Raw genomic sequence first — 11,871 nt, 5'->3', positions numbered from 1 at the left:
TGGTACGGTCAGCGAATCAAACTGCTTACCAGATCTGCCACCACGATTTGTTGTCCTTGCCCGGCCGCGACCTGCCGGTGACATACGGGCTGTCGGGGAACGTAGCGGCCAGCACGCGCTTCGTGTCGCCTTCCAGTTGCGGCTGATCAAGCTTGCCGTACGACAGCATCATGATATGCAGTGCATCTTCCGTTGCCGGCGCGTTCTTGTACTCGCGAATGGCGAGTTGCGCGCGGTTGATTGCGGCCACATAAGCACCACGCCGATAGTAATAATCCGCGGCATGAACCTCATGCGAAGCCAGTGCGTTCACGATATAGCGCATGCGCTGGGCTGCATCCGGCGCATACTTGCTTTGCGGGTAACGGTCGACAACGATCTTGAACGCATCGTAGGATTCGCGCAGCGACTTCGGATCGCGCTCGCTCATGTCCTGGCCGGAGAAGCGGCCGAACAGACCGAGGTCGTCGTTGAAATGGATCATGCCCTTCAGGTAATACGCGTAGGCAATGTCCGGATGATCCGGATGCAGCTTGATGAACCGGTCGATGGCAGCATCAGCCGAGTCGGTTTCGCCGTCCTTCCAGTTGCAGTACGCCACGTTGATCTGCGCTTGTTGCGCAAAATGTCCGAACGGGTCACGGCCTTCGAGGTTCTCGAAATACTTTGCGCATTTGCCAAAGTCGCCGCCGGTCAGCGCATCCTGCGCCTCCGAGTATAATTTCCCGTTATTCCACGTGGCCGTTTCGTCGGTTTTCTCGGGCAGGCCATGGCAGCCTGCGACAATGACGGCACCCGCAGCCAGCGCAGCAACCCTGACAGACGAATTCGACGATAGCCTGATCAACTGGCGCACAGGGTTCAAAACGGTTTTCAAAGCTTGATTCACGGCTCGCATCAGTGCTTGCATTTTCTAGCTCATGCCTTTCTGGCTAATTCCCAGCTTTCAGTCTAAATGACCCGCTCAAGTACAAGTCGTACCAAAGATCGCAGCAAAGATTATAGCCCAAGCGCATCGGCCGACGACGCACGTCCGGACGATTTGACCGCATCCGCGGCGGCATCCGGTTCTGCAACCGAAACGCATGGTGCGCCTGTATCCACCAACCTTCACGCGCGCCGCGCCGATGCCGAAACGCCACGCACGATTGCCGTGCCCGACGAGTACGCCGGCGAGCGGCTCGACAAGGTCATGGCGCGGCTGTTCCCGGAATTCTCGCGCAGCCGCTTGCAGACATGGATCGATGCACAGCGCGTGCAGGTCGACGGCGCGCCTGCAAAGATCCGGCAACCGGTGCCGCTGGGCGCGACGATCACGCTGATTCCCGACCTGTTGCCCGAGCAGCTTGCGTTCACGCCCGAGCCGGTGCCGCTCGACATCGTTTATGAAGACGATGCACTCGTGGTCATCAACAAACCCGCCGGCATGGTCGTGCATCCGGCAGCCGGGAACTGGAGCGGCACGCTGCTCAACGGCCTGCTTTACAGATACGGCGATGCCGCAGCCGGCCTGCCGCGCGCGGGTATCGTGCATCGGCTGGACAAGGAGACGTCGGGGCTCATGGTCGTTGCGCGCACGCTCGAGGCGCAGACCATCCTCACGCGCCAGTTGCAGGCGCGCACGGTGAAGCGCCGCTACGTCGCGCTGGTGTGGGGCACGATGCCGGACGAAGGCACGATCGATGCCCCCATCGGCCGCGATCCCCGCGACCGCACGCGCATGGCCGTGGTGGAGAGCGCATCGGGGAAGTACGCGCGCACGCATTACCGCACCATCGACCGGGCGATGTGGAACCAGCAGCCCGTCTCGGCCGTGCATTGCGATCTCGATACCGGCCGCACGCACCAGATTCGCGTGCATTGCGCGCATATCCGCCATCCCTTGCTCGGCGACCCGATTTATGGCCACGCGCGCGGCAAGCGCTCGGTGCAGCCTTTGCCCGATGGCTTCAACCGGCAGGCGCTGCATGCCTGGCGTCTCGGCCTGATTCACCCGACCACGGGCCGCGAGATAAGCTGGCGCGCGGACGTTCCGGAGGACATCGAGGCGCTGGCGGCTGAACTCGGACTCGGCCGCGATGAATCGACCGATCTCGATCCGGAAGATGAGGACTTCATCGAGGAAGAAGGGTATGACGCCCAGGCGCGCGGTGGCTGGGATGAATCGCAGCCGATCGAATACGACGAAGATGACGACGAGGAATAAGGGCGATGAGCGAAACTTCCCGTGCGGGTTTTTCAGCTCGGCCGCTTCGTCACGACGATTGTCTCTGGCCTGACTGGTCGAGCGGGCCTGCGGCGGTATCGAAGCGCGTTCATGCGTTCGCGACCACGCGCAACGGAGGCGTGAGCGAAGCGCCTTACGGCGGAGCAAAGGGCGAGGGCGGTTTGAACCTCGGGTTGCATACCGGCGACGTTCTTGACACGGTGCTTGAAAACCGGCGCCGCGTGGTCGCGTTGACGGGCGCGCCTGTCGCGTGGCTCGAGCAGGTTCACGGCGTCGATATCGAAGACGCGGCCGAAGTGATCGACCGGTGCGCGGGTTCTCCCTCATCGACGGTCAAGGCCGACGCCGCCGTGACCGATCGCCCTGGCGTGGTCTGCGCGGTAATGGTGGCCGATTGCTTGCCGGTGCTGTTTTGCGATACCGCCGGCCGTGCCGTGGGCGCGGCGCACGCGGGGTGGCGCGGACTTGCTGGCGGCATTGTGGAGAAGACGGCGATGCGCGTCGCCAGTCTCGCAGGCGCTCGCATGGAAACGCTGCATGCATGGCTTGGACCGGCAATTGGTCCAAGCGCATTCGAGGTCGGCGAAGATGTGCTCGATGCGTTTGTAAGCCCCGCCAGTCCTGCGCATCGCGACGCAGTCATGGCCGCCTTCGCGCCGCGCGAACAGAAACACAAATATCTCGCTGATATCTATGCGCTTGCGCGTTTGCGGCTCGAACTGGCGGGCGTTGCGCCGCAGCACGTCCACGGCGGAACGCATTGTACGGTTACGGAGGCTGAGCGTTTCTTTTCGTATCGGCGCGAAAGGACAACCGGGCGTATGGCCGCCATGATCTGGCTTGCCAACTGAACTTTTCACCCGGCCAGCGCGCGCTTAGAAGTGCGCATTTCTTGCTCGCCATTGAGGCGTTATCGCGACTTATATGTTGCGCAACATAATTCATTGTCCGGACCGTTGATTACATCGGGAAAACGATGATGAAAAAAATATCGCACTGCGTCAAAATCAAGGTGACGCATTGACACGCCTTGCACCGTGGAGCAAGAATGTTTCACAAAAGCGCATGGCGTAAGCAAAGTCAAATCATCGCGGTCGGGCGTTCGTCGGGCGTTTGAACCTCCGGCACCTCACTCGCGATGGATCCGACGCGGCTCCACGTCACGCCTCTATCAGCAACTCAGTCTTTCGGGACGCTTAGGTCAAACGCGGATATGGCTGCCTCCAAATCTTCTTCCTCATCTTCATCGGGTTCGTCGCGTCCTTCGGGTAAGGCCGGGGCTGCGGATACAGCAGCGAGCACGCCGTCCGGCGTGCCAGGTGCGGACCCCGCCGCCATGCAAAAGATGTTCGAGCAATGGCTCAACACATGGCGTTCAGTCGCCGATCCTTCGTCGTGGCAAAAGCTCTCGGCACAAGCCAATGCGGGGTCATCGGGCGCGCCGGGTGCGAATCCGTTTGCGGCTTTCGGCGCCATCCCTGGCTTTGCGGGTTTTCCCGGCGGTAACGGCAACATTCAATCCATGTTTGCGTCGATGCCCGGTATGCCGGCCATGCCGAAGATTCCGACGGCCGCGATTGCGCCGCAACGCCTGCAGGAATTGCAGGCGAGTTTCTCGCGCGACGCCACGGAACTGATGAAGCAGGCGGGCGCGCAAAGCATCGATTTGTCGACATTGAAAGACCGGCGTTTCAGCGGCGCCGCCTGGCAAGCCACACCGGGTTTTGCGTTCGCGGCCGCGTGGTACGTGCTCAACGCGCGTTATCTGCAGGAACTTGCGGAAGCGGTCGAGGGCGACGCCAAGACGCGCGAGCGCATTCGCTTCGCCGTGCAGCAATGGGCGGCGGCAGCATCGCCGAGTAATTACATTGCGTTGAATCCGGATGCGCAGAAGGCGTTGATCGAAAGCCGCGGCGAGAGCCTGCAGAAAGGCATGATGAATCTGCTCGCGGACATGCAGCGCGGCAAGATCCAGCAAAGCGATGAATCGGGCTTCGTGGTCGGCAAGAACATCGCGACCACCCAGGGTTCGGTCGTGTTCGAGAACGACCTGCTGCAATTGATCCAGTACACGCCGCATACCGCGACGGTGCGCGAGCGGCCGCTCCTGATCGTGCCGCCTTGCATCAACAAGTTTTATATCCTCGATCTGCAGCCCGAAGGTTCGCTCGTCGGCCACGCGCTCGATGCCGGTCATCAGGTTTTCATGATCTCGTGGCGCAATGCGGATGCATCGATTGCGCACAAGACGTGGGACGATTACATCGACGAGGGCGTGCTTACGCCTATCGATGTGGTGAAGCAGATCAGCGGACGCGAGCAGATCAACACGCTCGGCTTCTGCGTGGGCGGCACCATGCTCGCGACGGCCTTGGCCGTGCTGGCCGCGCGCGGGGAACATCCGGCGGCATCGATGACCTTGCTCACCGCCATGCTCGATTTCTCGGATACGGGCGTGCTGGATGTTTTTATCGATGAACAGCATGTGAAGATGCGCGAACAGACCATCGGCGGAAAAGACGGTACGCCGGCGGGCCTGATGCGCGGAGTGGAGTTCGCGAACACGTTCTCGTATCTGCGCCCGAACGACCTGGTGTGGAACTACGTGGTCGACAACTACCTCAAGGGACGCACGCCGCAAGCGTTCGATCTGCTTTACTGGAACAGCGACTCCACCAATCTTCCCGGGCCGATGTTCGTCTGGTATCTGCGCAACACGTATCTGGAAAACCGCCTGCGCAATCCCGGCGAGTTGACCGCCTGCGGCGAACCGGTGGATTTGTCGCTGATCGACGTGCCCACGTTCCTGTATGGCTCGCGCGAGGATCACATCGTGCCGTGGACGGCGGCCTACGCATCGGCGCCGTTGCTCACCGGCCCGCAGACGTTCGTGCTCGGCGCATCTGGGCATATTGCGGGCGTGATCAATCCGCCGTCGAAAAACAAGCGCAGCTTCTGGAAGCTGGACACGACCGATAAGACTCTTCCCGAGAACGCAGACGACTGGTTCGAAGGCGCGACCGAGCATCCGGGAAGCTGGTGGACAACCTGGACCGACTGGCTCGATGGACACGGCGGCAAGAAAGTAAAGCCGAAGCCGGAACTGGGGTCAGCAGATTTCGCGGTGATCGAGCCGGCGCCGGGACGCTACGTCCTGCAGCGGGACCAGTGACCGGCATGCGGACCAGACCTGATTGCATTTCAACTGCGACAGGTCAACAGTAGGCGAGTAATTACACGCGACGCGCACGCTCTCCGGATCGCCGCGTGCATCGTCAGACAAAGGGTCAAGCAGGCTTCCCGAAGCGGGCTACCACTTTCGATTATCAAAGGAAACGGAAATGACAGACGTAGTGATCGTATCGGCTGCACGGACGGCAGTCGGCAAATTCGGCGGGTCGCTGGCGAAGATCGCCGCGCCTGATCTCGGTGCAATCGTGCTGCGCGCGGTGCTGGAGCGCGCGAACCTGAAGCCCGAGCAGATCAGCGAAGTGATCCTCGGCCAGGTGCTTACGGCCGGCTCCGGCCAGAATCCAGCGCGTCAGGCGCTGATCAAGGCGGGCTTCCCGAATTCGGTTCCGGGCATGACCATCAACAAGGTGTGCGGCTCGGGCCTGAAGGCCGTGATGCTCGCGGCAAACGCGATCATTGCCGGCGATGCCGACATCGTGGTCGCAGGCGGACAGGAGAACATGAGCGCGGCGCCGCACGTGCTGCCGGGTTCGCGCGATGGTTTTCGCATGGGCGACGCCAAGCTGATCGATTCGATGATCGTCGACGGCCTGTGGGATGCGTTCAACTCCATCCACATGGGTGTGACCGCAGAAAATGTCGCGAAGGAATACGGCATCTCGCGCGCGGACCAGGACGCGTTCGCTGCGTTGTCGCAGAACAAGGCGGAAGCGGCCCAGAAGTCCGGCCGTTTCGACGATGAAATCGTGCCCGTCGAGATTCCCCAGCGCAAGGGCGACCCCGTGCGTTTTGCTACCGACGAATTCGTGCGCCACGGCGTGACGGCCGAGTCGCTTGCATCGCTGAAACCGGCGTTTTCGAAGGAAGGCACGGTGACGGCGGCGAATGCGTCCGGCCTGAACGACGGCGCTGCAGCCGTGATCGTGATGTCCGCGAAAAAAGCCGACGCGCTCGGCCTCACGCCGCTCGCGCGCATCAAGGCGTACGCGAATGCGGGCGTCGATCCCAAGATCATGGGCATGGGTCCGGTGCCGGCATCGAAGCGGTGCCTGGAACGCGCGGGCTGGTCTGCAGGCGATCTCGACCTGATGGAAATCAACGAAGCGTTCGCTGCGCAGGCGCTCGCGGTGCATCAGCAGATGGGCTGGGATACATCGAAAGTGAACGTGAACGGCGGGGCAATCGCGATCGGCCATCCGATTGGTGCGTCCGGCGCGCGGATCCTGGTCACGCTGCTGCACGAAATGCAGAAACGGGATGCAAAGAAAGGGCTGGCGTCGCTGTGTATCGGCGGCGGCATGGGCGTGGCGCTTGCACTCGAGCGCCCGTAGGGAGGCCGTGCGAGCGGGCACGGTGCGCTGTACCAGCGCGCATAACGATAAACGGAGCGAGCAATGACTAAACGAGTAGCGTATGTAACGGGCGGTATGGGTGGCATTGGCACGAGCATCTGCCAGCGGTTGCACAAGGACGGCTACACGGTCGTCGCGGGTTGCGGACCGAATTCGCCGCGCCGGGTCAAGTGGCTCGAGGAACAGAAGGCGCTCGGGTACGAGTTCATCGCGTCGGAAGGCAACGTGGGCGACTGGGAGTCGACCAAGAATGCGTTCGACAAGGTCAAGGCCGAAGTCGGCGAGATCGACATCCTCGTGAACAACGCCGGCATCACGCGCGACGTGGTGTTCCGCAAGATGACGCATGAGGACTGGACCGCGGTTATCGATACCAACTTGACGAGTCTTTTCAACGTGACCAAGCAGGTGATCGACGGCATGGTCGAGCGCGGCTTCGGGCGCATCATCAATATTTCATCGGTGAACGGCCAGAAAGGGCAGTTTGGCCAGACGAACTATTCGACGGCGAAGGCCGGCATTCACGGCTTCACGATGGCGCTCGCGCAGGAAGTGGCGACCAAGGGCGTGACGGTCAATACCATTTCGCCGGGCTACATTGGCACGGACATGGTTAAGTCGATCCGCCCGGACGTGCTCGAAAAAATCGTCGCGACCATTCCGGTCCGCCGGCTCGGGCGGCCTGAGGAAATCGGGTCGATCGTGGCGTGGCTGGCATCGGAGGAATCGGGTTTCTCGACCGGCGCCGACTTCTCGCTGAACGGCGGCCTGCACATGGGTTGAGGGCGCGAGGCACTGCGCGCGACAGAACGTGGAGACCTTGCGCGCCGTGCCGCGAATGGCTTGACCTTCCGACCCCGGCGCCCACTACGAACCGGCGGCTTCCCGGCGCTCAAAGCGCATGAAGTCCGCCGGCACAGTTTGAGTTTTGCGTTTAAAGGCGTTACATGACCACTACAAAGAAATCCGCTGAACGGCTCATAAAAAAATATCCGAATCGCCGGCTCTACGATACCGAAACCAGCACCTACATCACGCTCTCCGACGTCAAGCAGCTCGTGCTCGACCAGGAAGAGTTCAAGGTGATGGACGCCAAGTCGTCCGAGGACCTGACGCGCAGCATCTTGCTGCAGATCATCCTGGAGGAGGAGAGCGGCGGGCTGCCGATGTTTTCATCGGTCATGCTTTCGCAGATCATCCGTTTCTACGGCAACGCCATGCAGGGAATGATGGGCACGTACCTGGAGAAGAATATCCAGGCGTTCATCGATATCCAGCACAAGCTCACCGATCAGTCGAAGGGCTTGATCGATGGCGGGAACGGGACGCAACTGAACCCGGAAGTGTGGTCACAGTTCATGAACATGCAGGCGCCGATGATGCAGGGGATGATGACGAGCTATATCGAGCAGTCGAAGAACATGTTCGTGCAGATGCAGGAGCAGATGCAAAGCCAGGCGAAATCGATGTTCAGCACGTTTCCGTTTCCGAATCCGCCGGGCGCGAGTGGGACGGGGGAGAAGAAGTAACAGAACCCGACCGGTTGACGCCGTCCGTGAGCCATTCCTGGCTCACAGTACAATGACGGTTTGCGGTGCGGCGCCTGGGCGAACAGTCGCCTTGTGACGACAGCCGCGCCGGGTCTTTCCCTTCCAAGCGTCTTCTGTCCTGCTTTTCCAGCGGTGACGCCAGCGACAGCGCGCGCTGCCCGGCTGGTCAGCTTCGTTCCAGGCCGGCTTGCCGCAAGCCATACGTCACTTACAACACCAGAGTAAAAAATGTCCCTGATCGCTAATCCCGCTGTGCCCAAGGTGGGGTTGAGTTCACTTGGACGCCTGTAAAATTCGCAGACGCTGCTCAGGCGAGGCTTTCGCATGAGCCGGCTGCTTCTTGCGCCCATGGAAGGGCTCGCAGACTACGTGCTGCGCGATGTGCTGACCAGCACCGGCGGATTCGACGGCTGCGTATCCGAATTCATCAGGGTAACGGGGTCGGTGCTTCCCCGGGGTGTCTACGAGAGAGAGACGCCTGAAGTCCTCCACGGAGGCCGAACACCCAACGGCACGCCGATGGTGATCCAGTTGCTCGGCAGCGATCCTGAATGGATGGCGTTGAATGCGGCTACGGCGGCCAGTCTGTCGCCTTATGGCATCGATCTGAACTTCGGCTGTCCCGCAAAGATCGTCAACCGGCACGGTGGCGGCGCGATGCTGCTGGCGCACCCTGAACAGTTGCACCGGATTGTTTCGTCCGTTCGTGCAGCAGTCCCTCGCAGCATTGCCGTGACGGCAAAAATGCGGCTTGGCGTATCCGATACTTCGCTCGCGATCGACTGCGCCACGGCGCTGGCGGAGGGCGGCGCTGCCTCCCTCGTGGTGCATGCCAGAACGCGGGACGATGGTTATCGGCCGCCGGCGCACTGGGAATGGATCGCGCGTATCGACGCCGCCGTGGACGTACCGGTTGTAGCCAACGGAGAAGTCTGGACCGTGGCCGACTGGGACGCATGCCGTGCGGTCAGCGGCTGCGCGGACGTGATGATCGGGCGGGGCGCCGTCTCGGACCCGTTCCTGGCTTTGCGTATCCGCGGACTAATGGACCGGACGCCTTCCGACGACGAATGGCCGGCCGTGCGGGGTCTACTCGCCGATTACCTGAGGAAACTGCAACTCCGGGTGGCATCCCGTCATGAGCACGGCCGCGTCAAGATGTGGCTCGGCTATCTTAAGCGGACCTGGCCACAGGCTGCCGAGCTGCACGCAGCGATTCGGCGCCTGCATGATGCGTATGAAATTCTTGAAGTGATCGAGCGCGCTATGGCACTCGATGATTCAACACCGGTCGTTCAATGTGCGGCCATTGGGTCGCCCGATCCGGTAAAGCCTCGCTATTTGACCGGGCGCTTCATCGCCGGCTCGGTGACGTAACGGGCTGCGGCCCCATAGCTTTTGCGCAACGTCCCATGTGTCGCCATCGTCATTGCTGGTCGACGTTATCGACGCGCTTTGTGTACTGATTCTGCCCATCTTCCTGAACGCCCTCATTCTTCCAGCCAAGTCGCTGGTAAAAGCCATTCGAGCGAACTTTCGGATTCCGGTCTGTGCGTAACCAGATTTCACCGCAGCCTCGAGTCGACAACCACTGTTCCGCTTCGCGCATGAGCAGGCGGCCTATTCCAATTCCTTCATATTCGGGTCGAACAAAAACCGCGAAGATCGTCGCTTCCGTCGCGTTGGCCATGGCAAATGCCACAACCCTTCCAAGGTCCTCTGCGACCCAGCCGCGACCTTCGCCGGTCAGCATGGCGGCAATTGTCTCCGGCGTGATATTCACAGACGCCAGGTCTGCGATGGACATGTGGTTCTCACGCACGCTGGTGCGAACGTCGAAAAGGGATGGCACGTCTTCGATGGTTGCGACGCGGATATGTATGGAAGCATTTTTCATGACGGTTGTTTCCTGTTCCAGTTCGGCCACTTGGTGCTTTGGGCCTTGTCGGGTCGATCGCCTCAAATTGTATGACGGGACCTTGCGACGATCGCTTATCTCGAAATAAAGTTAAGGTGTGCCGCCGTCAATCTCACCGGTTCGATCTCGTCGAACGTGCACGCGCCCGTCTGCGGGTAAAATATCGGATTGGTCTACACCGCTTGACGCGAGTTGCGGTCCCGGCCTGCCCCACATCTGGAAGTCCCGTGAAAAATCATTTAGAAACAACGGCTAAGGCTCATTCGGCGCCTAAAGTCGGCTTTGTCAGCCTCGGCTGCCCGAAGGCCTTGGTCGACTCCGAGCAAATCATCACGCAACTGCGCGCCGAAGGTTACGAGATTTCCAGCTCCTACGATGGCGCCGATCTCGTGGTGGTGAACACATGCGGTTTTATCGATGAAGCCGTGCAGGAAAGCCTCGACGCCATCGGTGAAGCGCTGCATGAAAACGGCAAAGTGATCGTGACTGGTTGTCTCGGCGCGAAAAAGAGCGCCAGCGGGACAGGCCTGATCGAGGAAGTGCATCCAAAGGTGCTGGCCGTGACCGGTCCGCACGCGACGGCCGAAGTCATGATCCACGTGCACCAGCACTTGCCCAAGCCGCACGATCCGTTCATCGATCTGGTGCCGCCGGCCGGGATCAAGCTCACGCCTCGCCATTACGCGTACCTGAAGATATCGGAAGGGTGCAATCACCGCTGCACGTTCTGCATCATCCCGTCGATGCGCGGCGACCTGATCTCGCGTCCCATCGCCGACGTGATGCTCGAAGCGGAAAACCTTTTCAAATCCGGCGTCAAGGAACTGCTCGTAATTTCGCAGGACACGAGCGCTTATGGCGTCGATGTCAAATACCGCACCGGCTTCTGGAACGGCAAGCCGGTCAAGACACGGATGACGGACCTCGTCGGTGCGCTGGGCGAACTCGCGGCGCAATATGGCGCGTGGGTCCGCCTGCATTACGTGTATCCGTATCCGAGTGTGGACGAAGTGATTCCTTTGATGGCGGAGGGACCGCTGAAAGGGCACGTGCTGCCGTACCTCGACGTTCCGTTCCAGCATGCACATCCCGAAGTGCTCAAGCGCATGAAGCGCCCGGCGAACGCCGAGAAAGTGCTCGAACGCGTGCAGAAGTGGCGCGCAATGTGCCCGGACCTGACGATCCGCAGCACGTTCATTGCGGGATTCCCGGGCGAGACGGAAGAGCAGTTCCAGACGCTGCTGGACTTCATTCGTATCGCTGATCTGGATCGGGTCGGCTGCTTCGCGTATTCGCCGGTCGAAGGCGCGACGGCGAATGATCTCGACGGCGCGCTGCCCGACGAAGTCCGCGAGGAACGCCGTGCGCGGTTCATGGAACTGGCCGAGGAATTATCGGCGGAACGCATGAAGCGCAAGGTGGGCAAGACGCTGAAAGTGCTCGTCGATGAACTCAGCGCCGAAGGCGGCGTCGGACGTACTGCGGCCGATGCGCCCGAGATCGATGGCGTGGTGTATATCGAACCGGCGAAAAAAGCGTCCAAACGATATAAAGCGGGCGACTTCGTGTCGGTAAAGATCACTGGCGCCGATGGCCACGACCTGTGGGGCGAAGTTTAACAACGGGACAAAG

At 61.0% G+C, this 11,871-nt stretch carries 10 protein-coding genes; 8 read left to right on the top strand and 2 right to left on the bottom strand.

Features of this window, described 5'->3' with window-relative positions:
- Positions 1 to 25: 25 nt before the first annotated feature.
- Positions 26 to 898, bottom strand: coding sequence for an outer membrane protein assembly factor BamD (locus AXG89_RS14280; RefSeq protein WP_062000866.1), 873 nt, complete (start codon positions 896 to 898; stop codon positions 26 to 28).
- 57 nt (positions 899 to 955) lie between these two features.
- On the opposite strand from AXG89_RS14280, the gene AXG89_RS14275 reads away from it, so the two are divergent.
- From AXG89_RS14275 to AXG89_RS14245, 7 genes are all read left to right on the top strand, one after another.
- Complete coding sequence (locus AXG89_RS14275) at positions 956 to 2,206, top strand: RluA family pseudouridine synthase (RefSeq protein ID WP_061999523.1); 1,251 nt, start codon at positions 956 to 958, stop codon at positions 2,204 to 2,206.
- Between the two features lie 5 nt (positions 2,207 to 2,211).
- Complete coding sequence (gene pgeF / locus AXG89_RS14270; protein WP_061999522.1) at positions 2,212 to 3,078, top strand: peptidoglycan editing factor PgeF; 867 nt, start codon at positions 2,212 to 2,214, stop codon at positions 3,076 to 3,078.
- A 485-nt stretch (positions 3,079 to 3,563) separates the two neighbouring features.
- Complete coding sequence (locus AXG89_RS14265; protein ID WP_062170019.1) at positions 3,564 to 5,399, top strand: PHA/PHB synthase family protein; 1,836 nt, start codon at positions 3,564 to 3,566, stop codon at positions 5,397 to 5,399.
- 169 nt (positions 5,400 to 5,568) lie between these two features.
- The gene (locus AXG89_RS14260) at positions 5,569 to 6,750 is read left to right on the top strand and encodes an acetyl-CoA C-acetyltransferase (RefSeq protein WP_061999520.1); all 1,182 of its coding nucleotides are present in this window, start codon (positions 5,569 to 5,571) and stop codon (positions 6,748 to 6,750) included.
- A gap of 63 nt (positions 6,751 to 6,813) precedes the next feature.
- Positions 6,814 to 7,554, top strand: a complete 741-nt coding sequence (locus AXG89_RS14255; RefSeq protein WP_061999519.1) for a 3-ketoacyl-ACP reductase — start codon at positions 6,814 to 6,816, stop codon at positions 7,552 to 7,554.
- A gap of 164 nt (positions 7,555 to 7,718) precedes the next feature.
- A complete protein-coding gene (gene phaR, locus AXG89_RS14250) occupies positions 7,719 to 8,300 on the top strand; it encodes a polyhydroxyalkanoate synthesis repressor PhaR (protein ID WP_061999518.1) in 582 nt (193 codons plus the stop codon).
- A gap of 345 nt (positions 8,301 to 8,645) precedes the next feature.
- Complete coding sequence (locus AXG89_RS14245; RefSeq protein ID WP_082771423.1) at positions 8,646 to 9,698, top strand: tRNA dihydrouridine synthase; 1,053 nt, start codon at positions 8,646 to 8,648, stop codon at positions 9,696 to 9,698.
- Between the two features lie 49 nt (positions 9,699 to 9,747).
- Here the strand turns inward: AXG89_RS14245 and AXG89_RS14240 are convergent, their stop codons facing one another.
- On the bottom strand, positions 9,748 to 10,248 hold the full coding sequence (locus tag AXG89_RS14240) for a GNAT family N-acetyltransferase (RefSeq protein WP_086386583.1): 501 nt from the start codon (positions 10,246 to 10,248) through the stop codon (positions 9,748 to 9,750).
- Between the two features lie 218 nt (positions 10,249 to 10,466).
- On the opposite strand from AXG89_RS14240, the gene rimO reads away from it, so the two are divergent.
- On the top strand, positions 10,467 to 11,858 hold the full coding sequence (gene rimO / locus AXG89_RS14235; RefSeq protein ID WP_061999516.1) for a 30S ribosomal protein S12 methylthiotransferase RimO: 1,392 nt from the start codon (positions 10,467 to 10,469) through the stop codon (positions 11,856 to 11,858).
- Positions 11,859 to 11,871: the final 13 nt, after the last annotated feature.

The organism is Burkholderia sp. PAMC 26561 (assembly GCF_001557535.2).
GTDB lineage: Bacteria > Pseudomonadota > Gammaproteobacteria > Burkholderiales > Burkholderiaceae > Caballeronia.
Note: the sequence above shows the minus strand (reverse complement) of the source record. Positions and strands in the feature narration are given on the sequence as shown.

Bases quoted from the DNA above. Each gene is read 5' to 3' on its own strand.
- AXG89_RS14280 (WP_062000866.1), bottom strand. From the start codon at position 898: ATGCGAGCCGTGAATCAAGCTTTGAAAACCGTTTTGAACCCTGTGCGC.
- AXG89_RS14275 (WP_061999523.1), top strand. From the start codon at position 956: ATGACCCGCTCAAGTACAAGTCGTACCAAAGATCGCAGCAAAGATTAT.
- pgeF (WP_061999522.1), top strand. From the start codon at position 2,212: ATGAGCGAAACTTCCCGTGCGGGTTTTTCAGCTCGGCCGCTTCGTCAC.
- AXG89_RS14265 (WP_062170019.1), top strand. From the start codon at position 3,564: ATGCAAAAGATGTTCGAGCAATGGCTCAACACATGGCGTTCAGTCGCC.
- AXG89_RS14260 (WP_061999520.1), top strand. From the start codon at position 5,569: ATGACAGACGTAGTGATCGTATCGGCTGCACGGACGGCAGTCGGCAAA.
- AXG89_RS14255 (WP_061999519.1), top strand. From the start codon at position 6,814: ATGACTAAACGAGTAGCGTATGTAACGGGCGGTATGGGTGGCATTGGC.
- phaR (WP_061999518.1), top strand. From the start codon at position 7,719: ATGACCACTACAAAGAAATCCGCTGAACGGCTCATAAAAAAATATCCG.
- AXG89_RS14245 (WP_082771423.1), top strand. From the start codon at position 8,646: ATGAGCCGGCTGCTTCTTGCGCCCATGGAAGGGCTCGCAGACTACGTG.